This is a genomic window from Amycolatopsis dongchuanensis, from assembly GCF_039542405.1.
Lineage (GTDB): Bacteria > Actinomycetota > Actinomycetes > Mycobacteriales > Pseudonocardiaceae > Amycolatopsis_E > Amycolatopsis_E sacchari.
In genome coordinates, this window is the sequence record NZ_BAABIB010000032.1 from 15210 (window position 1) to 38392 (window position 23183).

Sequence of the window (23183 nt, forward strand, 5' to 3'; positions counted from 1 at the left end):
ACAAGGAGCTTTCATGTCCGCTGAGCGCACGCGCGTCGACTTCTACTTCGACCCCGTCTGCCCGTTCGCCTGGATCACGTCCCGCTGGATCCTCGAGGTCGAGAAGCAGCGGGACCTCGACCTGCACTTCCGGGTGATGAGCCTGGCCGTGCTGAACTCGGGCCGTGACCTGCCGGAGCAGTACCAGCAGCTGATGGAGAAGGCGTGGGGCCCGGTGCGCGTCGCGACGGCGCTGGCGCAGGCGAAGGACGAGAGCGTGCTGCGCGACTTCTACACGGAGTTCGGCACGCGCTACCACAACCAGGACAACAAGGACATTCCGGCGGTGCTGAAGGAGGCGCTGGCGGCCGTGGGCGCCCCGGCGGAGCTGCTGGCGGCCGCGGAGTCGACGGAGTACGACGAGGCGCTGCGCAAGAGCCACCACGAGGGCATGGACCCGGTCGGCATGGACGTGGGCACCCCGACGATCCACATCGACGGCGTGGCGTTCTTCGGCCCGGTGCTGTCGTCGATCCCCCGCGGCGAGGACGCGCTGAAGGTCTTCGACGGCGCCCGGCTGCTGGCGTCGTACCCGGACTTCTACGAGCTCAAGCGGACCCGCTCGGGCGAGCTGAACTTCGACTGAGCTCGTCGCGCTGCCGCCGCACGAAGGCGGCGTCCACGGGGTCTCCGTGCCCCGGCACGATCGTGCCGGGGCGCAGGGCCAGCAGGCGGTCCAGCGCGTGCGGCCATTCGGCCGCGTGGGAGTCCGGGCCGATCGACGGGGGCGCGCCCTGCTCCACCAGGTCACCGGCGAACAGCACGGCGGCGTCCGGCACGTGCACGGCGACGTCGTGATCGGTGTGCCCGCGGCCGGGGTGGAGGAGCGTGACGCGGCGCCCGCCGAGGTCGAGGGCCACCTCCGTGGCGAGCGTGTCGGTCGGCGGGACGAGCTCGGCCTCCTCGAGGCGCGCGGCCAGTTCCCCGGAGCCCTCCTGGCGGAACTTCGTGGCCCACTCGGCGCGGTCGGCGCCCATCGCCGGGCGGCAGCGCTCGTGCGCCCACACCCGGCACGGCAGGAACGCGCGGGTGCCGAAGTGGTGGTCGAAGTGGGCGTGCGTGAGCACGACGAGCCACGGCAGCGCGGTGATCTCCCGGATGGCGGCGGCGAACTCCGCTCCCTGCACCTCGTCCCCGCTCGTGTCGACGACCAGGCAGCGTTCACGGCCCACGACGAGGCCGAGCGTCTGGTCGAGGTGCTCGTACCGCCGTGCCAGCACCCCGTCGGCCAGTTCGAGCCATCGCGTCATACCCAGAGCATGCCCCGCCCGGACCGGGATGGCAGACTCCAGACGTGCGTGTCTACTTGGGATCCGACCATGCCGGTTTCGAGCTGAAGAACCACCTGGTGAGCTACCTGAAGGGCCAGGGGCACGAGGTCACCGACATCGGCCCGTTCGTCTACGACGCGGCCGACGACTACCCCGCCTTCTGCATCGAGACGGCGCGGCGCGTGGTCGCCGACGAGGGCAGCCTCGGCATCGTCATCGGTGGTTCCGGCAACGGCGAGCAGATCGCGGCCAACAAGGTGCCGGGCGCGCGCGCCGCGCTGGCCTGGAAGCCGGAGATCGCGCAGCTCGCCCGCGAGCACAACCACGCCCAGCTGATCGGCATCGGCGCGCGGATGCACACGGTCGAGGAGGCCACCGCGATCGTCGACACCTTCCTCGCCACCCCGGTTTCGCCCGACGAGCGGCACGCCCGGCGGGTGCAGCAGCTGCTGGACTACGAGCGCACCGGTAACCCGCCCGCGCTGCCCGCCTGATGCCCGAAGGCCACACCCTCCACCGGCTCGCCCGGTTGCACCAGCGCAGGTTCGCGGGTGCGCCGGTGGAGGTGACCAGCCCGCAGGGCAAGTTCGCCGAAGCGTCCCGTGTGGACGGTGCGGTGCTGGTGAAGGCTGAGGCGTACGGGAAACATCTGTTCCACCACTACACATCCGTCGGCGCGGTGCACGTCCACCTCGGGCTGTACGGCACGTTCACCGAGGCGAAACTGCCCGTGCTGGCCCCCGTGGGGCAGGTCCGCATGCGGATGGTCGGCAAGACACATTGGACGGACCTCCGCGGCCCGACGCGGTGTGAACTGCTGACACCCGACCAGGTGGACGCGATCAAGGCGCGCCTGGGGCCGGACCCGCTGCGCCGCGGCGCCAAGCCGGAGCAGGCGTACGAGAAGATCTCCGCCTCGCGCACGTCGATCGCCGCGTTGCTGATGGACCAGTCGGTGCTCGCCGGCGTGGGTAACGTGTACCGCGCCGAACTGCTGTTCCGCCACGGGGTGCCGCCGATGCGGCCCGGCCGCCTGCTCGACCACGAGACGTGGCAGGAGATGTGGGCGGACCTGGTGGCGCTCATGCGGCACGGCGTGCGCGTCGGCCGCATCGACACCGTCGCCGACGAGCACCTGCCGCACGTGACGGGCCGCGCGCCGCGTGAGGACCGGCACGGCGGCGAGGTCTACGTCTACCGCCGCACCGGTCAGCCGTGCCTGGTGTGCGGCACGCCGATCGCGCACCGCGAGCTGGCCGGGCGCAACCTCTACTGGTGCCCGGTGTGCCAGCCGGGGGAGTGACCCGGCTCCCGCGCGGGAGCCGGGCCGGGGGTCAGAAGTCCCCGAAGTCCCCGCCGCCGAAGTCGCCGCCGCCGTCGAAATCGCCGCCGGCGTCACCCGCGTCGCCGCCGTCGGCGCCCGCGTCGGCCATGGCGTCCTCCTGGCCGGCGTCGTAGCCGGACTCCCAGGCCGCCGCGCTGGCGATGCCGCTCATGCCCGAGAACATCGCGCTGAACAGCAGCATCGAGCCGAGTCCCCACGCGCCCGCAACGAGTGCCGGCTTCCACCACGGCTCGCTGTACCAGCCCTGCGGCACCGGCCGCCCCGCGACGCGGCCGCCGGGGTAGTAGTACGGCGTGTTCGAGCCCGGGTCGGGCGAGGCCTCGTACGTCTGGCCCTCGACGTCGACCTTGCGGTGCTCGCTGACCTTGCCCGCGCGCTCGCGCTCGGCCTCCTCAGGCAGCTGGGGGCCGGGGTCCATGCCCATCGCCTTGCGCGCCGCGCGCACGTAGTAGAGGCCTTCGAGCGCGGTCTCCTTGACCAGCCGGGCCTGCTCGGCCGTCTGCGCCTGGTCCAGCTGCGAGCCGGCGGCGTTGTAGCGCTCCGACGCGTCGGCGAGCGCCTGCTTCGAGGCGGTGTCGGTGCCGGTCAGGTTGAGCACCTGCCCGCCGAGCCGCTCGACCAGCCGCCGCGCGTCGGCCTTGGCGTCCTCCAGCTGGCGCTGGCGGTTGCGGCCCTGCGCCTTGGCGAAGTACGCCACCCCGCCCACGATGACGAGGAGGAGCACGATCAGCGTGATCGTGGTGCCCATCGGTAACTCCCACGGTTTCGGAATCCTGAACCGGACAACGCGGACACTAACCGGGAAGTTCCCGGGTGCCCTCCAGCACCCTCACGGAAACCTCCTCTGTGAAGACACCGTCGGGCTGGGCCGCGAGCAGCGCTTCGCGGAGTTCCCGGTCGTAACGGGGAAAATCGGTGAGCCGCTCCAGTGGTGCCGCCGAGTGGAACGACCCGGCGAGTTCGTCGAGCGTCAGCCGATCGGTGTGGTCGAGACGGCGTTCGTGTACGCCGGTGAAGCCCGCTTCGCGCAGCTGTCTGCCGTAGCGCGCGCGTTCCTCGTCGCTGGTGCCGCAGGTGGGAAAGTCCCGAGTGCCGAACCATTTCGCCGCCACTTCGCGGATCGCTTCGCCCCACGCGGTGTCGGCCGTCCACACCGGCACGCCGTTCGAGATCACCGCCACCCGGCCGCCGGGGCGGAGCAGAGTGGTCAGCGCCGTGAACAGCCGCGGCGCGTCCATCCAGTGCAGGGCCTGGGCGATCGTGACGAGGTCGAGGCTGCCGCCGAGCAGCGGGGCGAGCGCGGGTACGTCGGTGTCGGCGCCGACCACCCAGACGGCGTTCGGGGTCTCCGTCGCCCGGGCTTCGGCGAGCATGTCGGGGGAGGGGTCCATGCCGACGACGGTCGTCGCCCTGGCCGCCAGTGAGAGCGTGAGCTGACCGGTCCCGCACCCGAGGTCGAGCACGCGCGGCCCGGGGCGCAGCGCTTCGAGCAGGTCCGCCCGGTAGCCGCGGCGGTAGCGCGCGTAGTAGCGGGCGCCGTCCCCGGCGAATTCCTGGATCACCACGCCAGCGTGGCCCCGTCCCGCGGACGCCGCCACCGCTTCCGCTCTCGACGAAAACTAGAACACGTTATAGTCTCCCGCGTATGAAGTTCAGCCTCTCGGTCGCGATGAACCCCCTCGAACAGTTCACCGAGCTGGCCCGCACGGCCGAGGAGTGCGGCTTCTCCTCCGTCGTCCTGCCCGACTCGCTCTTCTACTCGGAATCGGTGTCGGCGGAGTACCCGTACACCCCCGACGGCAGCCGGTTCTGGACCGCCGACACCCCGTGGGCGGACCCGCTCGTGGCGGCCGCGGCGATGGGCGCGGTCACGAACGAGATCGAGTTCTACACCTCCGTGATGAAGCTCGGCTCGCGCAATCCCGTGCTGCTGGCCCGGCAGGTCGGTTCGGTGGCCGTGCTGACCGGCAACCGGTTCGGCCTCGGGCTCGGCGTGGGCTGGTCACCCGAGGAGTTCGAGTGGTGCGGCGCGCCGTACGCGCAGCGGGGCAAGCGTGTCGACGAGGCGATCGACGTGCTGCGCCTGATCCTCGACGGCGGGATGGTCGAGTACCACGGGAAGTTCTTCAACTTCGACAAGCTGCAGATGAGTCCCGCGCCCAGCCGGCGCGTGCCGTTCTACATCGGCGGTCACACCGAGGTCGCACTGCGCCGGGCCGCGCGGGTCGGGGACGGCTGGTCCAGCGCGATGATGAAGTTCGAGGACCTGCGCACCACCATCGAGCGACTGCGGGAGCTGCGTGCGGAGTACGGGCGCGCGGACGAGCCGTTCGAGATCCAGGCGGTGTGCATCGACCGGTTCGGCGCGGACGGCTACCGCGAGCAGGCCGAGATCGGCGTGACGGACGTCGTGACGCAGCCGTGGGTGTTCGAGGGCATCGGGTTCGGCGACGCGCTGGAGCCGAAGAAGGACGCCATCAAGAAGTTCGCCGACGAGATCATCGCGAAGGTGGGGTCATGAGCATCGACGTCTGCTGGGACACGTCCGCGGAGCAGCCGCCCGCGCGGCGGGCCGCGTGGAACTCCATGAACGCGGTCGTGCGGGGCGCGAAGGACGAGTGGCTCGCGTTGTTCGCGCCGGACGCGGTGATCGAGGACCCGGTCGGACCGTCGATGTTCGACCAGGAGGGCAAGGGCCACCACGGGCACGACGGGATTTCGGCGTTCTGGGACCTCACGATCGCGAAGGTCGAACGGTTCGAGTTCGTCATCCGCGACTCGTTCGCCGCGGGCGACGAGGTCGCGAACTACGGCACGATCACGACGTTCCTGCCCGGCGGTTACCGCGTGGACACCGACGGGGTGTTCGTCTACCGCGTCGGGGCGGACGGCCTGGTGAAGTCCATGCGGGCGTTCTGGGAGACCGAGCGGGCGATGGCGACGGCGCGGCAGGTGGGGTAAACATCGCGCGCACGTGCGTAAGCGCTGTGTTACCCGCGGAGCGTCGGCGTGCCGCGGCGGTGCCGGAGCGCGACCATCCGCGCGCATGGACAGATCGTGCTGGGGCTGGCTGCCGGACATCGACGCGGACGCGACGCACTGGGTGCCGCCGGTGCGGGAGTACCACCCCCGCACCGGGTTCCGGTCCCGGTGCGGGCGGCGGTGCATCCCCTCGGAACGCACACACCAGTGGCGGAAGCTCCCACGTTGTGCGGAGTGCGTGCTCGCCGTCGGCGGTTGAGACGACAGCAAGCGCTTTCACACGGACGCTGCGGCTCGAGGTCGTTCAGCCGGCGTAGGCCTTCTCGACCGCGGCGATGTCGATCTTGTGCATGCCGTACATGGCCTTGGTAGCGCGGGTGGCCTTGGCGGGGTCGGGGTCGTTGATCAGTTCGAGGAGCCGGTCGGGCACGACCTGCCAGGCGACGCCGAACTTGTCGCGGAGCCAGCCGCAGGGGCCTTCCTGGCCGCCGTCGGCGGTGAGGGTGGTCCAGTAGTAGTCGACCTCGTCCTGGTTCTCGCAGGGGATCTGGAACGAGATGGCCTCGTTGAACTTGAACTCGGGGCCGCCGTTGAGGCCCACGAACCGCTGCCCGTTGATCTCGAACTCGACGGTGATGACGGAGCCGGCGGGGCCGGGGCCCGCGTCGTTGTAGTAGCTGGTCGGGCCGAGCTTGAAGTCCTTGAAGACGGTCCCGTAGAACTTCGCGGCGTCCTCGGCCTGGCCGTCGAACCAGAGGCACGTGGTGAGACGCTTGTCGGACATGGCTCCTCCTTCGGGTGTGGATGCGTGGGTAGACCCGAGCGGGAGGGAAAAGTCATCGGTGGGAGCGAGCACGCTACGAGCGCCCGGGATCGGCAAATCGCTGATGAGCTGAATGCCCGGGTGGAGGAGCATAAGCGGGGGTTACGAGTGGAGGACGGCAGGGGGCGGTGAAGGGATGGCCATGGTCGACCGGCGCCAGGACCCAGCACACGACTGGACTCCCGATGAGCTGGAGGCTTGGGCGTATGACCGGCGAGCGCAGGAGCCCTACGAGGACTTCGACCTGATGATCGCCACGATGGGGTTGGGTCCGACGCTCGAGCGCTCGTGTCCGATACCGGCTGCGTTCAACGTGGGTGCTTGCTCGGAGTGCTGTACCTCATGGTCGGCGATGCAGTGCGTAGCCGGTGTCCAGAACGTGCCCGGGACGATCTGGAAGGGCTCTTCAAGCAGGCCGAGCGTCTGTCAGAGCCTTGGGTGAGGACTTGGGCGCGGCGCAGCCGAGCACTGATGGCCGCACCAGAAACCTTCGAGTACGCGGCGTGGTGTGGCGGCGGTTTGGCTCGACAGCCAGTCGACAGCTAATGGCACGAACGACACGAGCGGCGGTTCCCAAGATCGGAACCCGCCGCCCGTTGTGTGCCGCTGACCTGCGGCGTTGCGCTGGAGCGGGCGACGGGAATCGAACCCGCGTAGCCAGTTTGGAAGACTGGGGCTCTACCATTGAGCTACGCCCGCATGCGCCCTGGTGACCCGGGGTGCGCGACCAGTTTAGCGGGTCAGGCTAGAGTGATCGCAGCGCCCCATCGGGGCGGCCGGGATGTGGCGCAGCTTGGTAGCGCATCCGCTTTGGGAGCGGAGGGTCGCAGGTTCAAATCCTGTCATCCCGACAAACAGGCGTTGACCTGCGGTTTTACCCCTTCTTTGGGTCGGCGGATCCGGTCGGGGAGCGCTGGTTCCACCTGTGAACGGCGGCCACTGTCGCGCCTCCCGACGTCGACCCGCAGGCCTGGTTGGACGCGCTTCCAGCGCCGGGGACAAGGCGCTTCGTCGGCAGCTCGCACGGCCTATTGCCCCGGCGCCTGCGCCTGGTGGGCATGATCGAACCGGGCATGGTGGACCCCGAGTTGCCAGGGTGCGGGAGTTCATCGCCGCACATCACGGCTGGCTGACTGTGGTACGGCTGCCGGTCTACGCGCCCGACCTCAACGCTGCCGAGGACGTGTGGGCGAACCCCAAAAAACGGGTCGAGCAACCTCGCCGTCCAGGGCCTGAACGAACTGGCGGCCGTGGTGAAGAACCGGCTCAAACGGATCCAGTACCGACCTGTGCCCATCGACGGATTCCTTGCCCAGAGTGGACTCCTGCTGAAGTCTCGGCCCTCATGAACAGGCCCCGGCCTGTCAACCTCTGGTGTGTCACCACGTCCACTTCATGATCGGGTCGCAACGATATTTCCAGTTTTACCTTGCGACACTTTTTCCGGAAGCACTGGAAATGATTCCTCCAGGGGAAGGCTTTCGAGTATTTCGCGCGACGCTCGCTGTCATCCTGAACGGTGACTGGTTCCCACTGGTGCAGCCAGCTTTCGCCACCGCGGCGGGTTTCGTCGATCCCGGCTCCGGCTTTCCAGGCAGCACCGGGACGAGCAGTCTTGGTCAACGCAAGTTGGCGGACTTGCCAGGTCCTTTTCGCGTGGTCATCCGGGGGTGGCTGATCGGTTCGGGGGTTGCCGAGATGCTGGTATTGATCACGATGGCCCTAGGGCCTGGTGCATCCGGTCGAGATGCTCAGGCGCTGCGCTCGGAGTCGTTCTCCTCGAAGATCCGGTCGATTTGATGATCCAGTAGGGTTACCGCCTCGTCCGGTGTGCGCTGACCGAGCAGCATCGACGCCTGCAGTCCCTCCGCTCCTGCGAGTAGGAAGGCGGCCTCGGCGCGTGCGTTGACGTCCGGTCGTGCCCGGCCGAGTTTCTGGCCCCGCTCGATGAGATCGGTGACGAGGTCTTCGAGTGCTCGTGGGCCGTGGCGGACGGCTGCCGCGAGACTTTCGTCGGCCAGGAAGCGCACGAAGAACGCCACGTGCACCAGGTGGCGACTGCGTCGTTCTGCGTCCAGTGGCAGCATTTCCAGCAGTACCCCACGCACGATCGCGCGCATGTCACCGGTTCCGTCGAGGTGCATCAGGCGCTCGCGGGCTCGCTGCTCGGCATCGGCGTTGAGGATCTCCAGTGCGCCGAGCAGCAGTTGATCCCGCGTGCCGAAGTAGTACTGCAGCAGGCGGGCGGAGACCCCAGCCTCGGCGGCGACCTGCCGCAGGCTGACGTTCTCCAAGCCGCCTCGCGTGGCCAGGCGCCACACCGCTTCCGCGATCTGACGGCGGCGCGCTTCATGGTCCACCTGCCGAGGCATCGCCCCTCCGCGTCCGGTTCTTTGTGGTTCGATCGTACCAAGACGTGTTATGGTTCGATCGAACCACAAAACCAGGAGGGATCGTTGTGAAGTACGTGTGGCTGGTCGCCGGGATGATCCTGCTGGCCTTCGGGGTGCAGGGGGTGATCCGCTTGGTGCTCGATCACGGATGGACCGGTGTCCTCGGCTGGCTACCGGGCGGATTTGCCGGGCAGCTCGCCGGGCACCTCGTCCTCACTGCCGCCGGGCTGGCGCTGGCAGGCTGGTCGCAGCGGCTGCCGGAGCCGGCGAAACGCCAGCGGTAAGGCGGACGATGCTCGTTGAAGTGGGAGTCGCCGTGCCTGCGCCGGTCGGTCGATCTTCGCTGTGGACGGCCACGGCGTTTCGCCGAAGCGGTGTCGAGTACGGGATGCGTTCTGAGGGGGTAACGGTGACAAGGCACTCGGGCCGGCTCCTGCGGGCGATCACTGCGCCTGCCGAACACGGTTGCGTCATCCTGCGCGACCTTGTGAGCAGAGGTGACCACACCAAGTGGGACCCGGGATCATCGCCCTGGCATCAAGATGACAACTCAGTGATCTTTTGCGCTCTTCAGGCCGTGGACGGGCTCGTGAACGTCGAGATCTGGGATGGTCGTCCTCGCGACGTGCAGCCGCACGTCCTGTTCGCGGGGGCGCTTGAGGTGGTCTCGGGCTCCCTTGCTCTGCATGATCCGAACGAGGATTTCGTCGTCATCGTCCGGCCGCACGCCAGGACTTGCGCGGTCGAAATCATGGTCGACGAGCCGACGTTTCCGGGGTTGATTCAGATAGTGATATCGCCCTCGGCAGGGTCTGAACCGGCGGTTGAGAACCGGTGACGAATGAACAGCTTGGCGGTCGTACTCTCGTCTGGCTTGCCAACACCGGCGCGCTGGGGTGACGTGTGACGAAAGAGGCCGAATAATCGGTCAGCGTCGCCGAGTCGATGGAGGAGTGGTGAGCGATTTTGTCGAGATCTCGCTGGGAACTTTGAGGGCTGCCTTCGAGCAGGTGATGACTCATTTCCAGGAAACCGAAGGAGATGTGGTCCGGCTCAAAGCCGACTACTTCTGGAGCATTCCGGACGACGACATCTACGATGTGACTCGCGATCCGGGGAAGTTGACGATAGGTCAGATCACCGAGTCATATGAGCAGCTGGTCAGCTTGGTTGGCGACTCCGATCGTCGGGTGACATGGGAGGGCGTCTGGCTTTCGGAGGTGCTTCGGGCAGTGGCCACCCCTCGCACTCGGAAGTCGTGACCCGAGCCTCGCTGTGGAGGGGAACACCCGCTCCACCGCCTGGCGGCCGGCGCTGGGCGCCGCGGACGTCCACGCAAAAAAAATCGATCGAGTGTGAACGCAGGTCCCGTTAGCATGACATGATGATGAGAATTGACCTCCCCAGGCAGAGCCGATCAGGCCGGTTTATCGGCCTTGCCGACGTTCTGCGAGAGATCCCGGACAACAGCCTGTTCTGGTCGATGCAATACCTCGCCGATGCGATAGGTGCTGCTCCGGAAGGGGTGGATTGGGTCGATCTCGAGAACCTTGTGAACACTAGTGCTCGTGGATATGAATTCAGCTGGGCCGAGCTCGTGGGGTTTAGCGAGGGCTTGTCGGATGTCGTCGACGTCTTTCTGGTGGCAGATGTCGGCCGAGTGGAAACACGGTATGACTTCGATGAACCCGACGTAGTGGATCGCCCGCCGACGTTGATCGTGCAGATGGAGGACAGCTCGAGTTGGTCGATCTGGGTCGACGAACAGTGGGACGGCTCCGCTCAAGCCGCTTCCGGTCTGCGGAAACTGGCCGAACGTTAACCGCCCGGCAGCAACGATGCCCTGGGCAGGCTCGGTCAGGCCTGGAGTGCGACAGATCCCTGGCGGCACCGGCGGTGAAATCAAACTGGCGGAAGGGGCATCACAGTGAGCGACGACAGCATCATCGATAAGCTACTTGAGACCGGTCTGGACGATTGGGTCGCGGTGCACGACGTGGTCTGGAATTCCACGCGCGGAACAATAAATGACGAATCAAAAGACAGGACAATTCGGATACTGGGTCGATTGTACTCCGAAGGGCTCATGGTCCCGGGTGATCTCGGGGCCTCTGGATTCGAGGATTGGCCGTCTGCGCCTCAGGACTGGATCTCCCGTTCCCGGTCGGAGCTGGATCGATTCGATTGGTGCCCCATGGGCGCCGGCTTCTGGCTCCGTTTGACGAGTTATGGAAAGACGAAGGCAACCCGAGGGCATATAGATGCGGATGAAACGGAGTTGTAGGAACTCCGCTTCGTCGTTGGGGGATCGAGCCGTATGCTGTGCTGCTCGCTTGTGCGACTTCGCCGTGGTGGCGGAATTAAAAGGGGATCTGGGTCGCTCTGTCATCAAGGTCTCAAGATTGATAGCGTGCCCCGCATGGCGGAGTTGATCAGGTACGAGCTGAACTCGGGGACGGTGCTCGTCGAGGTTGGGGACGGTGACGGGATCTCCCGCGCGTCGCGGATTGGGGAGCTTGCCGAGAACGCCGAATAGGTAGGGCGACGGTCGGTGAGCTTTCCCCGAAATCTGTACGTGAACGTGCTCTTCCCGACAAACCTGACACATGTGTCTACCGTCACACGGTCACAGGTCGAACGCAGATCGATCATGCCTTCCGAGATCGCGCGGTGGTGACGCAACCATCGGTAATGCGCAGACAGTATGCGGGGTGCTGGAGACCACCGGCGAACCCACCGCCTCGCTTCGAGGTGGGTGGTCCTGGAGTGGTGGTAGAAGTTGGAGCCATGGCCGAACCTAGCGGGTACGTGCAGCATCTGCGACCTGCCTGGAGTGATCGTGCAAATTTCGTGATACACGCGAGACTCCCGGATGAAGGCTCCCCGAAGAAGTTTGAGCAGTTGCGGGTTCGACGCGTTGCGCAAACGCGATTTGAAATCTGCTGCATCCCCTTCTTTCTCTATGACCTGTCTTTAGGGGATGTGGTCGAAACGTCGTCTAGATATGGCATGCGATTCGTGTCTGGTTTGGGAACTCGCCGGATGTGTGGGGTGTGGTAAGTGAGGAACTCCATCGCCTCAATGCGACTCTCGAGCGGTATTCTCGTAACTTGCTCGCTGTCGACGCTGCCAATTATCGACAGGCGCAATTGGTGGCCGATTATCTGCTTGAGGCCGAACAGGCGACAGGCCTGATGTATGAGACTGGTCGGACCAAGTAAGAAATGCCGGGGGCGCCGCGAGGCAAACGTAGTCATGCCCTCGTGCGACAGTGGGACCGCGGACGTGGTGTCCGGTTCTGATCGGTGATGACGTGGGTGTGCCGTATTGGGTCACCGCTTTTGCCTCAGACGTGTCGAACCTCCTCGCTGGTGAGGTGATTCTCGACATGACGGCGCCGTGTGGCCCGATCGGGCAATAGGTCTGTTCACATCGAATCACGCTGGTTGGCTGAGTAATGAGTGCCGTCGCTCCTTCCCAGCAGCCAGCAGGGGCAGTACCGCGAATGCCCGCACAATCTGAGGGTTGGTGGGCGTCCCGGCGCGGGCTCGAACGCTGCGCGAGGCCCCTGCCGCTCTGCCCCAGAAACCAAGGGGTGTGGGGGAGGAGGTCCGCCGGTCTGGTGCGTGCCGCAGCCGCCTGCGATCTGCCCGGCGGGCGGGAGCTCGGGTAACTGCGAAAGGCGTCGAGGTCGCACAACGGGCAGAGCTCGGGCGGGTCAACGGTTCGTTGCGGGCGGGCCATCTGTGCTCGGTCGGTCCTGTATCCATCACTGGACGGTGTCCGTGCGCAGTGTCTGGGATTGAGGATGCGGAGGCTGTCGACGGCCTGGTCGGCGGAGCGCCGGCTCATGCGGCGGCGAGTTGCATGGTCAACAGCTTCACCCGCTGACGAGCAGGCGACGGACCCGGAGACGGGGCGAACGGAGCCCCACTCGGTTCCGGCGCTGATCCCTCACGGCGGCCCGCACACGATGGTGGATGTCACGACTAGCGACGGGCACACGCTGAGTGCGACGGACCACTATCCGATCTGGGACGCCACCACGCACACCTTCACCGATGCGATCGATCTGCGGGTGCTCAGTGATGACGGTCAGTTGCTGGTCATCACTGGGCTGCGGTTGTATCAGCAGGACCTGCAGATCGACGGCATCCACACCTACTACGCCGGTGTCACGCCGATCCTGGTGTACAACATGTGTGCGGAGCCGCTTCCGCCAGAAGAGCGGTCGGACTCAACGGCTGACCGGTCCGCAAGCCAAAATCTGGCGAACTACCTCGGTTGCCGGCCTAAGGGGGCAGATCTTGCACGGTCAGCGAGTCTTCACCGACGGTAAGCAGTATATTGTCCAATACGTCGATTCCCATATCGGAGGAACTTGGAAGATCGCGGGGTCGGCGTCTGGTCTTGCGACAAGAGTACCCGAACGACCACTACCGACGCGCTGCTGAACGAGATTGGCGGTTGACTGAAAGTGTCCGGAGGTGTGGGGGGATTTGCTGACATCCCTTACTGGAATGTTGACCTGCCAGGGCTCACCAGAGAGCAGGCCGAGTGGATCGCAGAAACTGCGTGCGTCAAGTACGGGTTGCCGTCTTCTGTTGTCGATCCGTCGGTCTTTCTGACCTTGCACATGGACCGAGAAACCGCTCTGCGTATCGCTCAAGGATTATCAAATTTTGATGACGATATATCCGTGGGTGTCCGTGAGATAATAGATGAGTGGATCCGTTCGACGATTCGATAGTGTGATACCTGTGAGGATAGTGCCGTCGAGGGCCTGGTCGAAGGGGAGCGCGGGCTCATGTGACAGCGTGTTGGCGACGGACCCGGAGGCTGGGCGAACGGAGCCGCACCCGGTTCCGGCGCTGATCCATCACGGCGGCCAGCACGCGATGGCGGATGTCACGACCGGCGATGGACAGACGCTGAGTGCGACGGATCACCACCCCATTCTGAGATGCCACTACGCGCATCTTCACGGATGCGATCGACCTACACCCGGGGGACCGGGTTCTCAATGATGATGGGCAGTTTCTGGTCATCACAGAGCTGCGGGCGTATCAGGAGGACCTGCAGATCGACGGTATCCACACCGACTACGCCGGTGTGACGCCGATCCTGGTGCGCAACAGCTGCGCCTTCCCTGATCGGCCGTTGCCGCGGGCCAAAGACGGAGTGCCGGTCCCCGACGTCGATGCGCCTCACGCGCAATTGGACGCGGAACCTGGAAGAAATGGAAGCTACCCGCAGACGCGCGAATTCGACGCCGACGGTAACCCGGTGCGAAACATCGATTTTACCGATCATGGGCGGATGCGGAACCATCCCAACCCGCATCAGCGCACTTGGCAGTCGAACCCGACCGTCGGTAAACCGCAGCGCGCGCTTGTTGCGCTGCCGCTAGAGTAGGCGACATGAGATGGATCACGTTATCGACGCGTAAGAAGTCCGGCGAGCTTTTGGATCTTTACGACGTTCTGGATGCCATCCCGGATAATGATTACGTCTGGCATTTGATCGAGTTCTACGGCTTCGGGGCCGCTCCGGAGGGGATGAACATTTCCGACTTCGAGCAGCTGGTTCTGTGGAGTGAGATAAGTTACACTTTTTCATGGTTGGAGTTGAGGCAATTCGCACGAGGTTTGCATCAGACTATAGATTGTCTCCTTGTGGCAAATCGGGGAATGATTCGGAAGAAGTACTTCTTCGATGAACTGCGAGGTAATCTTGAAGAGTTTGTCGCATACGTCATATACGTAAACGATGGTGAGCAGTGGGAAGTAGCTGTCGAAGAAGGCGAGGCGAATACCGAGTCTGTGGTCGCTACGCTGGTGAGCTTGTGAGCGAAGGTGGCTGTCGGCTTCCATTACTCTTGGATGCCGGGAACGGCAGCTCGTCAATCAGGTGAAGCAGATAGCGTGTTGGCCGGGAGCATGGCCGAGGATGGACAAGCCAACGCAACTCTCGAAGACCCGGACGAGTGAGCCGGCGCGCCGGTGGTCGTGGCAGGGTGCTCAGTGATGGTTCCTCGGCGATGGCTACCGCGATATGGGTGGCGGGCGATTCGTCCGCGATGACGGTCTCAGACGGGTACGGATGACCGACGCCGAGCTCGCCCATCCGCGCCAAAATCCTCACCTGAGCTTCGAGGCTTACGACAAGCCAACCGGCCCCCGGAATCAGAACGGCCGACCCCAGACGAACGATCACATATCCCTTCCTGAAGAGCCAGGATGGCCTTAGGCGCTCCACGAATGAGAGACAGAGTCCAGGGATGTGTGAACCGGCGCGGTTTGTCTCGGTCCTGGTGAGGTAGGGTTTCACTCCTTCCACCGGTAGGATGGAGTGGGCGTTCCGGCTGATCGGCGCGACGGAAAGAATGAGGTCATGAGGTCGGAAGATCTGCATGCATTCGCTCGCCGGTATCTCATGGACAGATATCGGGATCTGTCTGATAGGTACACGCACGTACGTGGCGAAAGTGATGTCTCCAGTGAAGGAGAAGAACCTTCGGATCGTCGAAACCTTCCGCTTCGTTATGATTTCGCGGCGGCCGCGTTAGAGGAGATCGAACGGTTCGACCCCGATCATCTCCCTGTCCTGGAGGAGTTGGCGCCGGCGTTGATGAGAGCCGGTGAGCGCGCGCAGTCGACAATTGGCGAACAGTTGCGAAGCCAAGAGGGGTACGAGACGCTCGCAGAGGAGCATGAGCTTTTCGATGCTGCGGCGGCCTCTTGGTCGGCAGGTCGCGTTCCTGTCATCGAAGTACCGGCTTATAGGCGAGTGCTGGGTGCGGATGAGTCGGTCGCCTGGCGTCGCGGGGTTGAACAGCGGTGGGGTGTCCAGGGGCTGAACTGGCACCCCATGATCACGACGCAAGTGCCCGATGCCGTGCTGGTGCTTCGCGATGAATGCATGTGGACTGCCGACGGCGTGAACGCGACTCGTCGAGTGCTGCGCGACATGGGCGTGCGCCGCGTGATGGAGTTGCGAGAGTACGGGGCGGATTACGAGATCGATGTGGAGTTGGTAGCCTTGCGATTCGCGGGCACCGAGAGCATCTGGACGGGCGAGACTCCAGACTGGATCGCCTTCGCGTCACACGAACAGACGATCGCACTTGGCGGCGAGATCGCAACGCTACTTCCTCAGGTTTGGCCAGAATCGCTGAGGTGGCGTTGGCGAGGATGGTGAGCGGAACCGGCGACTCGTGCTCCAAAGAGAATGTGGTGAACGAAGAGGCCTTCGGCGCGGTCTTGTTCGCGTGTTGCTCACCCGAAATAATGGCAGAATTACCTTTTACGAGGTGGACGGGCCCGCGCGGCGCAGAACCTGGACACCCCGTCATTCGCCGGACGAACGCGCCCTGCTGCCACAGGGGCGCAGCCTCACCGTGCGGCCAATACCGCTAAGTTTAGGCGAGTTTCCGCAGCTCAGAGGCGTTTGGAGGCGTCGCCCACAGAGCGGTCACACCCCGACAGAACAGTTGCCTCAATTGAAGATTCCCCTCAACCGCAACGGCGACTGTCTCAAGTGGAGAACCGCCTAACCGGCGGGAACGACTGAACAGAGCCTCCGGTAACGCCCTGACCAGGTAAAACGTACTAACTTAGCGGTATTGACCGTGCGGCTAACCGGTCAGCCTCCGCGTTTGTGATCGTGTCCAGCACCTCCGCCGCGATGGCGTTCGCAGCGGGCTTGAGCTCCGCGCTGAGGTTGTGGAACAGTTCCTGCGCCGGTTCGGCGGGCCAGTCGGCCGGGAGGTGTTCCCTCGGCAGGCGTGGGTCCTGGCGGATGGTTTGCAGCCAGTCCGACTCCAGCAGCAGGTCGCGCGCGAGGCTGTCCGGGGCCTGCGCCTCCGGGTCCCGCCACCGCGACAGGAACGCCCGGTAGTGTCCCGCCAGGCGCTCGATGTCCCACGCCTCCGCGACCACCTCGGCGACGTGCGTGGGCGGCAGCGCCCTGGCCTGGAACACCTTCACGTGTCCGTCGGTGCCCAGCCCGTCCAGCAACCCGGCCGCGTCGACCGTGCCGGGGGCGATCCACAGTCCACTTTGGAGGCTGCCGAACCCGGCCCACAGCAACCGCGACCGCAGCGCGTGCCGTTGCCGCTGCCACGACTCGGGCATCGAGAACCCGAGCAGCGTCCACGTGCCGTCCCAGTGCCGGTTGACCGCGCCCGCCTCCCAGATGCGCCGCCTGCCGTCGTGCAGGATCGCGCGCGAATGGGGCGTCAGTCCGATGTAGACGTTCCTGCCCTGGCGCACCCGGCGCAGCAGGCCGCGGCGGGCCATCCGGCTCAGCGTGGACCGGGTGGCGTGCTCGGAGACGCCGGCGCGGTCGAGCACGTCGAGCACGCTCGCCGTGGCCACGTGGATCCCCTGGTCGAGGACGTGGCCGCCGAAGAACGTGAGCAGCAGCGCCTGGGGCCGCGGTGTCTCGGCAGCGACGCCCTCGGTGACGGGAGCGGCCAGATCGGTCACGGAACGAGCATAAGCCCGTCCTGATGTTGGGCAATCTCTTGACGACGATCACCAATCTGCTTAACGTTCGACGCGACGTGACGCGGGTCACGCGAGGTCGGCGACGAGGCAGGACACGCGATGGCAGACAACCTCCGGTCGCGCGCGCAGCTGCGCCGCGCGGTGCTCTCCAGCTATCTCGGCAGCGTGATCGAGTACTACGACTTCCTGCTCTACGCGACCGCGTCGGCGGTCGTGTTCACCAAGGTCTTCTTCTCGAGCCTCGACCCGGTGGTCGGCACGATCGCCAGTCTCGGCACGTTCACGACCGGCTACCTGGCCCGCCCGCTCGGCGGGATCATCTTCGGGCACTTCGGCGACCTGCTGGGCCGCAAGCGGATGCTCGTGATCACCATGACGATGATGGGCCTCGCGAGCACCCTGATCGGCGTGCTGCCCACCTACGCGCAGATCGGCGTGTGGGCACCGATCCTGCTCATCGTGCTCCGCGTGCTGCAGGGCATCGCCGTCGGCGGCGAGTGGGGCGGCGCGGTGCTGATGTCCGCCGAGCACGCGACGACCCGCCGCGGGCTGTGGGCGAGCTTCACCAACGCCGGCGCGCCCAGCGGCATGGTGGTCTCGACGCTGATGCTCACGCTCATGGGCGCGGTGACGACCGACGCGCAGTTCCTCTCCTGGGGCTGGCGCGTACCGTTCCTGCTCAGCGTGGTGCTGCTGGCGATCGGCTTGTTCGTCCGGCTGAAGGTCGACGAGACCCCGGTCTTCGCCGCCACGCGCCGCCCGTCCCGCGCGCCGCTGCTGGAGGTGCTGCGCAGGCACCCGAAGAACCTGCTGCTGGCGATCGGCGTCGGCTTCGGCGCGTTCGTCGCGCAGGGCACGCTGACCACGTACATCCTGTCCTACGCCGTGCACGCGGGTTTCCCGCGCCAGACCGTGCTCAACGCGATCACGGTGTCCTCGGTCGGCGCGGTGCTCGGCATCGTCGGCTACTCCGCGTTGTCCGACCGCGTCGGTCGCCGTCCCGTCGTGATCGCCGGGGCGCTGGCCACCGGTGTGGTCGGGTTCCTGCTGTTCCCGTTGATCGACACGGGTTCGGCCGCGTTGCTCACGCTCGCCGTGGTGCTGGGGCAGTCGGTCGCGCACCCGGCGATGTACGGACCGCTGGCCGCCTTGTGCACCGAGCTGTTCGGCACCCGCACCCGCTACACCGGCGCGTCGCTGGGGTACCAGATCGCCGGGCTGGGCGCGGGCATCGCGCCCGTCGTGTTCGCGGCGCTCGCCGGGGTCGGCACGGGCCTGATCTCCGCCGTGATCGCCGCCTGCTGCCTCGTCACGGTCGGGTGCGTGCTCGCGTTGCGTGAGAGCAGCCGCGTGGACCTGGCCGAGCCGCGGGCCGTGGCGGAAGAGGCGCGCCGGTGAGGCGGTTCGCCGCCCTGCTGGCCGCGCTGCTCCTGGCGGTCGTGCTCGCGCCGCCCGCGGCGGCCGAGGAAACGGGGCACCTCACCGGAACCCTGCCGAGCGGTGCGCGCTGGGTGGCGGACGTGCCGGAGTCGTGGAACGGCACGATCATCCTGTACAGCCACGGCTTCGGGCCGCTGGAGCCGCAGAACGCACCGGACGCGGACACCGCGAGGGCGCTGCTCGCCGACGGCTACGCCCTCGTCGGCTCGTCCTACTCGGGACCTTCGCTGTGGGCACTGGAATCCGCGGTGCGCGACCAGTTCGGCGCGCTGGCCGCGCTCGAAGCGAGGATCGGCCCGGCCCACCGCACGCTCGCGTGGGGCACGTCCATGGGCGGCCTGGTGAGCGCGCTCGAAGCCGAGGACGCGCGGCACCGCATCGACGGCGCGCTCACCACGTGCGGCCTCGTCGGCGGCGCGCTGAACCTGAACAACTACCAGCTCGACGGCGAGTACGCGCTGTCCCGGTTGCTCGCGCCGGGGCAGGACGTGAAGCTCGTCCGCTACGGCAGCCAGGACGAGGCGAACGCGGCGGCGGCCACCCTGGCCGGGATCACGAACGCTGCGCAGGCCACCCCGGCCGGGCGGGCGCGCATCGCGCTCGCCGCCGCGCTCATGAACGTCCCCACGTGGTACACCGGCGACGCCGCGCCACGGGACTACGAAACCCAGGAACAGCAGCAGGAACAGGCGCTCACGCAGTTCGTGCTCGGCTTCGTGCTGTCCGGGCGGTACCAGGTCGAACTCGCCGCCGGCGGCAACAGCGCGGCCAACGCCGGGGTCGACTACCGGGCACTGCTGGAGCGCAGCAGCCACGCTCCGCAGGTGAAGGCGCTCTACCGCCGCGCTGGTCTGGACCTCCAGGCGGACCTGGCGGCACTGACCCGTGACGCCGACGTCAAGGCCGATCCGCGTGCGGTTGCGACGCTGGCCCGCACGTCCGTGCCGACCGGCCGGATCCGCGTGCCGGAGCTGACGATCCACACCGTCGCGGACCAGCTCGTGCCTGTCGAGCAGGAGAACTGGTACGGGAGGCTGGTGACCGGCGCCGGTCGCGGGCAGCTGCTGCGGCAGGCGTACGTCGAGGGCACCGGGCACTGCGCGTTCCGGCCCGCGGAGACGATCGCCGCACTGCACGCGCTCGAATTCCGTGTCAGCACGGGGATCTGGGCCGACCGGGCGGAACCCGAACGGCTCAACGCGGCGGCGGGCACCGGCCGGTACGTGCGGTTCGCCGTGCCGCCGTTGACCGGTGCGCGGCGCTGAACGTCAGGTTGCGCCATCCGGTTCTTGTCAAAAGCTGGCACACCCCTTACGTTCGCTTTACCGCGGAACCTCGTCCGCGGGACTGGGGCAGGGGGTTTCATGCGCAAGCGCGCGCTTTTCGGTGCGGCGTGCCTGGGGGTCGCCGCTGTGCTCGGGCCGCTGGTCGCGGCCGGGCCGGCACTCGCGGCGGAAGTCCGGGTGCAGTCGGGTCCGGCGGACGAGCTGTGGGTGCGCTACCTCGCGCAGTACGACCCGCGGTCGACGGTGCGGATCGCGGCGTGGCAGGCGTTGTTGTCCAGCGCGCCGGACGCCGCGATCGACCGGTTCCTCGAGTCCGGATACGACTACGCCGTCCAACTCGCGGCCCAGCGAAAGGCGCGTAACGCGGACTTCGCCAAGCGCGTGCTGGCCGCGTTCACCGCCGAGTTCTCGCCCGAGGTGCACGCCGCCGCGCAGTTCGCGGTCAACAGCCGCGACGACGCCGACCGGGAACGGTTCGCCAACGGCGGTTTCGAGGCCGCGAAGCAGCGGGACAGCGCGGCCCGCGCCGCACGGGGCGAGCAGGCCGCCGCGCTCGCTGAGGCCGACCGCGCCTTCGTGCGCGGGCTCGCCGTGCAGGACCCGGGCGCGCAGGTACGGGGGAGCGCCGCCTACGCCGTGCGTCCCGGCGCGACGGACGCCGACCTCGTCGATTTCTTCGCCAACGGCTGGGCTTTCGGGGCCAGGCTCGACTTGGAGAGCTTCCGGCAGCAGGGCGCGGACAACGAAATTCGGTGGCGCGCCACGCTCACCGCGTTGCTCGCGGACGCGGCGGCAGCCGAGCAGGCCGCGCGCGAAGCCTCTGGTGAACTCGCCGAGCAGGCGAAGGCGGCAGCCGTCCGTGCGTGGCAGGCCGTCGGCGACCACACGGCTCCGGCGCGGTCGTACTGGGCCGAGGCGCAGCAACTGGCGCAGAGCCAGGCCGAAAACTGGGCCGCGGTGTACGCGGCCGCGAGTACGGCGACCGGGCCGAACTGGGTCGCCATCACCGGGCCCGCGCAGTCCGCGCAGTCCGATTGGGACGCCGAACGCACGCAGGCCGCGCAGCAGGCCCAGTACTGGGCCGCATTGCTGCAGCAGGCCCTCGACGGCGAGGCCCGAGTCCTCGCCTGAGCACTTCCCGCGCCCGTGGTGGGCGCGTTTTCGCCGTCCACACTGGGGAGTTCGAGTTGACGCACGTCCGAAGATGCCTGTCGGCCCTGTTGGCCTTCGTCCTGCTGGCGGGGCTGATCCAGCCGCCGCCGGTGCTGGCCGCGACCCCGCTGCCCGCGACGGCGGCGGACGAGCCGACGTCGCCGCGGCCCATGCCGCCCGACCCGTACCAGGAGTGGGACGGTTCGGCGGGGGTGCCGGACTGGGGTGATCCGCGGTTCCGGCAGCTCGTGGTGGACAACGCCGAGCTGGCGGAGGATCCCGAGGTCCGCGAGGCCGCCGCGGCCGCGCTGGCCGCCGGGACCAACGCCGCGCTCATGGAGTTCCTCAACCAGGGACTGCGGGAGGCCAAGGCCAGGGCGACGGCGCGGAAGCAGGAGCAGGCGCGCCAGGACCGGGCGGCGATCGAGCCGCTGCGGGGCACGGGCGGACCGTACTTCAACGCCGAGGTCGAGCGCGTGCTGTCCGGTTCGGACTCCGACCGCATGCTGTTCCTGGCTTACGGCAAGGAGATCGCGCAGCAGCGAGATGCCGACGCGACCCGTGGCGAGCAGGAACGGTTGGCGCAGCTGCGATCCCGGGTGCAGATGCTCGTCGGAGCGGGTGGTCCCGAGGTGAAGCGTGCGGCACAGGCCGCGTTGGACGGCGGCGACGCGGCGATCGCGGAGTTCCTCGCACGCGGTTACCTCCTGGCCGCGAAGGCGGACGCCGACGCGCGTGAGCAGTACCTGAAGGACCAGGAAGCCCGTGACGCCGCGGCCGAGCAGCTGTCCGACCTCGCCAAGCGCGCGGCCAGGGCGGCGCAGGCGCGCAAGGACCTGCTGGTGGCACACGGAAACGGCGTCCGCGCGCTGGAGCAGGCGGCGAACGCGCTGGTCTCGGCGAGCAACGAGGCACGCAGGGCGGCACAGATCCTGGCCGCCAACAAGGCGGGCGGGCAGCACCCGGCGGACGCGTTCACCGGCGTGAAGGAGGAGGTCGCGCGTCAGCTGGGGTACGCGAGGCAGGCGGCGACGGACGCGCAGCAGGCGTCGGCGGCGGCGCAGGTGCAGGCGAACGTCCTCGTCGAAACCGGGCTGACGTACGGCACGCAGTGGGCGGACATGGCGCGCGGCATGGCGAGCGCGGCGCAGGCGGCGGTCACCGCTTCGGAGACCGCGCAGCACGCGATCGACGCGACGGCGTTCACCGACCAGGCGCGCAACGCGCAGGAAGAGGCCGAGCGGCACGCCGAGGAGGCGCACCAGTGGCGGCTGCACGCGGAGGAACACGCGCGTGCGGCGGCGCAGCTCGCGGACGCGGCGCGGGTGCAGGCGGATGCCGCCAAGGACGCGGCCGTGCGGACGAAGGCGGCGCGCCAGGCGGCGGAGGCCGCGGAAGCACAGGCGTGGGCGGCAGCAGAGCGCACGCGTACCGCGCGCCTGACGGCGGAGCGGGAGGCGGCGACGGCCGCGGCGGCGCGGGCGACGGCCGAGCGTGAACGGTCCGCGGCTGCCGCGGCCCGGGCGCGGGCGGACCAGCAGGCGTCGGTCGCGCGATCGGCGCGGGCGGAGGCGGACCGGCAGGCCGGGATCGCGTCCGTGGCACGGCAGGGCGCGGACGACGCCAACGGCCGCGCGGCGCAGGCGGAAACCAACGCGCGCAACGAAGAGCGGAACGCGGCGCAGGCCCGTAACCGGGCGTACGCGGCGGAGCGTGAACAGCGCGCGGCCGACGCGCGGTCGGCGGCGATGGACGCGATGGCCGCGGCGAGCCGCGGTGGGACGTATGAGAAACCGGCGCAGGACGCGGCGAACGAGGCACGCGGGTATGCGACTGCCGCCCGTGCGGCTGCCGGTGCGGCACGCGGTGCGGCGAACACGGCGACGGGAGCCGCGGCGGGTGCGCGTGCGGCGGCGACGGAAGCGGGGGCGCACGCCGCACG

At 67.5% G+C, this 23183-nt stretch carries 27 protein-coding genes, 2 tRNA genes and 1 pseudogene; 23 read left to right on the forward strand and 7 right to left on the reverse strand.

From position 1 onward, the window contains the following. The first annotated feature begins 13 nt into the window (after positions 1-13). Positions 14-625 (forward strand): mycothiol-dependent nitroreductase Rv2466c family protein, encoded by a 612-nt coding sequence (locus ABFX51_RS05930; protein WP_091513323.1) that lies wholly within the window; start codon positions 14-16, stop codon positions 623-625. Here the strand turns inward: ABFX51_RS05930 and ABFX51_RS05935 are convergent. Further along, a complete protein-coding gene (locus tag ABFX51_RS05935; RefSeq protein ID WP_091513320.1) occupies positions 588-1289 on the reverse strand; it encodes an MBL fold metallo-hydrolase in 702 nt (233 codons plus the stop codon). The genes ABFX51_RS05930 and ABFX51_RS05935 overlap by 38 nt on opposite strands. Positions 1290-1333: 44 nt before the next feature. On the opposite strand from ABFX51_RS05935, the gene ABFX51_RS05940 reads away from it, so the two are divergent. After that, positions 1334-1804, forward strand: coding sequence for a ribose-5-phosphate isomerase (locus tag ABFX51_RS05940; protein WP_091513318.1), 471 nt, complete (start codon positions 1334-1336; stop codon positions 1802-1804). Continuing rightward, entirely contained in the window at positions 1804-2613 is an 810-nt protein-coding gene (locus tag ABFX51_RS05945; protein WP_091513316.1) for an Fpg/Nei family DNA glycosylase, read from the forward strand. Before ABFX51_RS05940 ends, ABFX51_RS05945 begins: the two co-directional genes overlap by 1 nt. A 31-nt stretch (positions 2614-2644) precedes the next feature. Here ABFX51_RS05945 and ABFX51_RS05950 read toward each other — a convergent pair whose 3' ends face one another. Both ABFX51_RS05950 and ABFX51_RS05955 read right to left on the reverse strand, forming a co-directional pair. Beyond that, positions 2645-3403, reverse strand: coding sequence for a hypothetical protein (locus ABFX51_RS05950; RefSeq protein ID WP_346052644.1), 759 nt, complete (start codon positions 3401-3403; stop codon positions 2645-2647). Between the two features lie 46 nt (positions 3404-3449). After that, positions 3450-4217 carry a class I SAM-dependent methyltransferase gene (locus ABFX51_RS05955; RefSeq protein ID WP_091513567.1) on the reverse strand — a complete coding sequence of 256 codons (768 nt, stop codon included), beginning with the start codon at positions 4215-4217 and terminating at the stop codon, positions 3450-3452. 83 nt (positions 4218-4300) lie between these two features. Here ABFX51_RS05955 and ABFX51_RS05960 point away from each other — a divergent pair, with 83 nt between their 5' ends. The 3 genes from ABFX51_RS05960 to ABFX51_RS05970 all read left to right on the forward strand — a co-directional run bounded on the left by ABFX51_RS05960 (position 4301) and on the right by ABFX51_RS05970 (position 5896). Then, positions 4301-5176 carry an LLM class F420-dependent oxidoreductase gene (locus ABFX51_RS05960; RefSeq protein WP_091513311.1) on the forward strand — a complete coding sequence of 292 codons (876 nt, stop codon included), beginning with the start codon at positions 4301-4303 and terminating at the stop codon, positions 5174-5176. Next, positions 5173-5616, forward strand: a complete 444-nt coding sequence (locus ABFX51_RS05965) for a nuclear transport factor 2 family protein (RefSeq protein WP_091513309.1) — start codon at positions 5173-5175, stop codon at positions 5614-5616. Before ABFX51_RS05960 ends, ABFX51_RS05965 begins: the two co-directional genes overlap by 4 nt. An 85-nt stretch (positions 5617-5701) precedes the next feature. Then, positions 5702-5896: a hypothetical protein gene (locus ABFX51_RS05970; protein ID WP_091513308.1), complete on the forward strand. Its 195-nt coding sequence runs from the start codon at positions 5702-5704 to the stop codon at positions 5894-5896. A gap of 45 nt (positions 5897-5941) precedes the next feature. Here ABFX51_RS05970 and ABFX51_RS05975 read toward each other — a convergent pair whose 3' ends face one another. Next, positions 5942-6421: a VOC family protein gene (locus tag ABFX51_RS05975; RefSeq protein ID WP_091513305.1), complete on the reverse strand. Its 480-nt coding sequence runs from the start codon at positions 6419-6421 to the stop codon at positions 5942-5944. A 664-nt stretch (positions 6422-7085) separates the two neighbouring features. Next, positions 7086-7159 (reverse strand) — tRNA-Gly (locus ABFX51_RS05980). Positions 7160-7237: 78 nt separating this feature from the next. On the opposite strand from ABFX51_RS05980, the gene ABFX51_RS05985 reads away from it, so the two are divergent. From ABFX51_RS05985 to ABFX51_RS05990, 3 genes are all read left to right on the forward strand, one after another. Further along, a tRNA-Pro gene (locus ABFX51_RS05985) sits at positions 7238-7311 on the forward strand. Positions 7312-7556: 245 nt separating this feature from the next. Then, positions 7557-7859 carry a transposase gene (locus ABFX51_RS39580; RefSeq protein ID WP_428832442.1) on the forward strand — a complete coding sequence of 101 codons (303 nt, stop codon included), beginning with the start codon at positions 7557-7559 and terminating at the stop codon, positions 7857-7859. Then, positions 7856-8260 (forward strand): hypothetical protein, encoded by a 405-nt coding sequence (locus tag ABFX51_RS05990; RefSeq protein ID WP_346052648.1) that lies wholly within the window; start codon positions 7856-7858, stop codon positions 8258-8260. Before ABFX51_RS39580 ends, ABFX51_RS05990 begins: the two co-directional genes overlap by 4 nt. On the opposite strand, the gene ABFX51_RS05995 is transcribed toward ABFX51_RS05990, so the two are convergent. Further along, positions 8212-8832 carry a TetR/AcrR family transcriptional regulator gene (locus ABFX51_RS05995; protein ID WP_346052650.1) on the reverse strand — a complete coding sequence of 207 codons (621 nt, stop codon included), beginning with the start codon at positions 8830-8832 and terminating at the stop codon, positions 8212-8214. The genes ABFX51_RS05990 and ABFX51_RS05995 overlap by 49 nt on opposite strands. Positions 8833-8918: 86 nt before the next feature. Between ABFX51_RS05995 and ABFX51_RS06000 the strand changes: the two genes are divergently transcribed. The 10 genes from ABFX51_RS06000 (at position 8919) to ABFX51_RS06035 (ending at position 16053) form a co-directional block, all read left to right on the forward strand. Beyond that, on the forward strand, positions 8919-9137 hold the full coding sequence (locus ABFX51_RS06000) for a hypothetical protein (RefSeq protein ID WP_346052652.1): 219 nt from the start codon (positions 8919-8921) through the stop codon (positions 9135-9137). A gap of 305 nt (positions 9138-9442) precedes the next feature. Next, the gene (locus ABFX51_RS06005) at positions 9443-9691 is read left to right on the forward strand and encodes a hypothetical protein (RefSeq protein WP_346052654.1); all 249 of its coding nucleotides are present in this window, start codon (positions 9443-9445) and stop codon (positions 9689-9691) included. A 118-nt stretch (positions 9692-9809) separates the two neighbouring features. After that, positions 9810-10115, forward strand: coding sequence for a hypothetical protein (locus ABFX51_RS06010; protein WP_346052656.1), 306 nt, complete (start codon positions 9810-9812; stop codon positions 10113-10115). A gap of 122 nt (positions 10116-10237) precedes the next feature. Next, on the forward strand, positions 10238-10675 hold the full coding sequence (locus ABFX51_RS06015; RefSeq protein ID WP_143249941.1) for a hypothetical protein: 438 nt from the start codon (positions 10238-10240) through the stop codon (positions 10673-10675). Positions 10676-11640: 965 nt separating this feature from the next. Then, the gene (locus tag ABFX51_RS39585; RefSeq protein ID WP_177228866.1) at positions 11641-11913 is read left to right on the forward strand and encodes a DUF4265 domain-containing protein; all 273 of its coding nucleotides are present in this window, start codon (positions 11641-11643) and stop codon (positions 11911-11913) included. A 748-nt stretch (positions 11914-12661) separates the two neighbouring features. Next, entirely contained in the window at positions 12662-13192 is a 531-nt protein-coding gene (locus ABFX51_RS06020; RefSeq protein WP_091512388.1) for a hypothetical protein, read from the forward strand. Then, the gene (locus ABFX51_RS39590) at positions 13161-13307 is read left to right on the forward strand and encodes a toxin C-terminal domain-containing protein (protein ID WP_177228867.1); all 147 of its coding nucleotides are present in this window, start codon (positions 13161-13163) and stop codon (positions 13305-13307) included. The genes ABFX51_RS06020 and ABFX51_RS39590 overlap by 32 nt, the downstream gene beginning before the upstream one ends. A 658-nt stretch (positions 13308-13965) precedes the next feature. Beyond that, a complete protein-coding gene (locus ABFX51_RS06025) occupies positions 13966-14268 on the forward strand; it encodes a hypothetical protein (RefSeq protein ID WP_143249944.1) in 303 nt (100 codons plus the stop codon). A gap of 5 nt (positions 14269-14273) precedes the next feature. Beyond that, positions 14274-14702: a hypothetical protein gene (locus ABFX51_RS06030; RefSeq protein ID WP_091512392.1), complete on the forward strand. Its 429-nt coding sequence runs from the start codon at positions 14274-14276 to the stop codon at positions 14700-14702. Positions 14703-15246: 544 nt separating this feature from the next. After that, the gene (locus ABFX51_RS06035; RefSeq protein ID WP_346052659.1) at positions 15247-16053 is read left to right on the forward strand and encodes a hypothetical protein; all 807 of its coding nucleotides are present in this window, start codon (positions 15247-15249) and stop codon (positions 16051-16053) included. A 410-nt stretch (positions 16054-16463) separates the two neighbouring features. Here ABFX51_RS06035 and ABFX51_RS06040 read toward each other — a convergent pair whose 3' ends face one another. After that, positions 16464-17342, reverse strand: coding sequence for a PaaX family transcriptional regulator (locus ABFX51_RS06040; RefSeq protein WP_346052661.1), 879 nt, complete (start codon positions 17340-17342; stop codon positions 16464-16466). A gap of 120 nt (positions 17343-17462) precedes the next feature. Between ABFX51_RS06040 and ABFX51_RS06045 the strand changes: the two genes are divergently transcribed. The 4 genes and pseudogenes from ABFX51_RS06045 to ABFX51_RS06060 all read left to right on the forward strand — a co-directional run. Next, positions 17463-18761, forward strand: coding sequence for an MFS transporter (locus ABFX51_RS06045; RefSeq protein ID WP_091512398.1), 1299 nt, complete (start codon positions 17463-17465; stop codon positions 18759-18761). Beyond that, positions 18758-20068, forward strand: a complete 1311-nt coding sequence (locus ABFX51_RS06050; protein WP_346052663.1) for an alpha/beta fold hydrolase — start codon at positions 18758-18760, stop codon at positions 20066-20068. The genes ABFX51_RS06045 and ABFX51_RS06050 overlap by 4 nt, the downstream gene beginning before the upstream one ends. A gap of 99 nt (positions 20069-20167) precedes the next feature. Further along, positions 20168-21220, forward strand: a complete 1053-nt coding sequence (locus ABFX51_RS06055; protein WP_245783245.1) for a hypothetical protein — start codon at positions 20168-20170, stop codon at positions 21218-21220. An 89-nt stretch (positions 21221-21309) separates the two neighbouring features. Further along, a pseudogene (locus ABFX51_RS06060) lies at positions 21310-23183 on the forward strand (ALF repeat-containing protein); the annotation flags it as partial.